This is a genomic window from Methylobacterium sp. WL69 (assembly GCF_008039485.1).
Classification (GTDB): Bacteria; Pseudomonadota; Alphaproteobacteria; order Rhizobiales; family Beijerinckiaceae; genus Methylobacterium.
Map to the genome: position 1 here is coordinate 1 of NZ_VRUZ01000198.1, position 1182 is coordinate 1182.

Here is a 1182-nt window from a genome sequence, read left to right on the forward strand (position 1 = left end):
GGGCTTGGGCGCAGGGGCCGGGGCGCCGGCAGCGGGCGCGTTCTGCTGCTCGAGCTTCTTGCGCGTCTCGTCGGCGCGCTTCTCCATCTCGGCCTGGAGCTTCTTCTGCTGCTCTTCCAGGACCTTCGGGTCGATGGCCGGGCCGTCGAAGGCCTTGCCGAAGCCGGCCAGCGGCACCGCGAAGGTGACCTCGCGCTGGGTCTGGTTCTGGACGCTGACGTTGAGGGTGGTGCCCTTCTTCATGGCGTTGACGACGTCGTTGCTCACGCCGCCGGCTTCGGCGAAGCAGCCGTTGGGGAAGCAGACGGCGAACTTGCCCGGCGTGCCCTGCTGGCCGTCGACGGTGAAGCGGATGCCGGGCTGCAGCAGCAGGCCCAGGGGCAGCAGGTAGCGCACCACGCGCACGTTCTGCTGGGCGTTCTTCATGTCGTAGACGGCGACGGCCAGCACCGGCTGGCCCTGGTCGGAGACGAAGTCGCGGGTGGTGTAGCAGACGTCCGTGGCGCTCGCCTGATCCTTGCCGCAGACCTTGGTCCACTCGGTCTGGGACGGCTCGGACTTCACGTTGACGGTCTGGGGTCCGGTCTGCTGCTGGGCCATGCCGCCGGCCGCGGGCGCGGCCGGAGCCGTCGGGGCGGGGGCCGTCGGCGCCGGGGCGGCCGGCTTGGGCTTGGCGGCCTGCGCCAGGGCGGACCCGGCAAGACCCGATCCTGCAAGACCCGCCAGGGCGAGGAACGCGGCGATGCGCAGCGGGCGCGCGGGACGGTTGGCGAAGGACATCAGGTCTGACCCCTTGGAATTCGACGGACTTGGGAATGGACTCGGGACTTCAGCGGATTTGGCAAGTCCGCAGACTTCGTGGAGGGCGCGCGAACGGGACGCTTGAGTCCCGGCGGCCGCTTGAACTGACGCGACACGGTGACGACGGATCCGATTTCGGCGCCGGTCCGAGGTCCCGCGCCGGGAGACCGGACGCGTCCCGACCCCGCCTGAACGATTGCGCGGCCTGCTTTCCCTCGGAATGCGGCGAAGACATGACACCAGCCCCGTTCGGACCGTGCGCGAAGGCCGAGTTAAGGTTGGTTTAACCCTAAGGGTTCATGAACGCAGGGCAGCGGGAGTTCAAGCGCACGTGTCGGCGCAACCAGTCATCTCATCCCTCTTCCCATCCCTCCCCCCGGG

General features: G+C 69.3%; 1 protein-coding gene. It reads right to left on the reverse strand.

Annotated features, from left to right (window positions below; genetic code table 11):
- Positions 1–780 (reverse strand): invasion associated locus B family protein (locus FV218_RS22430; RefSeq protein ID WP_056097361.1); only part of this gene is annotated, 780 nt, incomplete at its 3' end.
- Positions 781–1182: the final 402 nt, after the last annotated feature.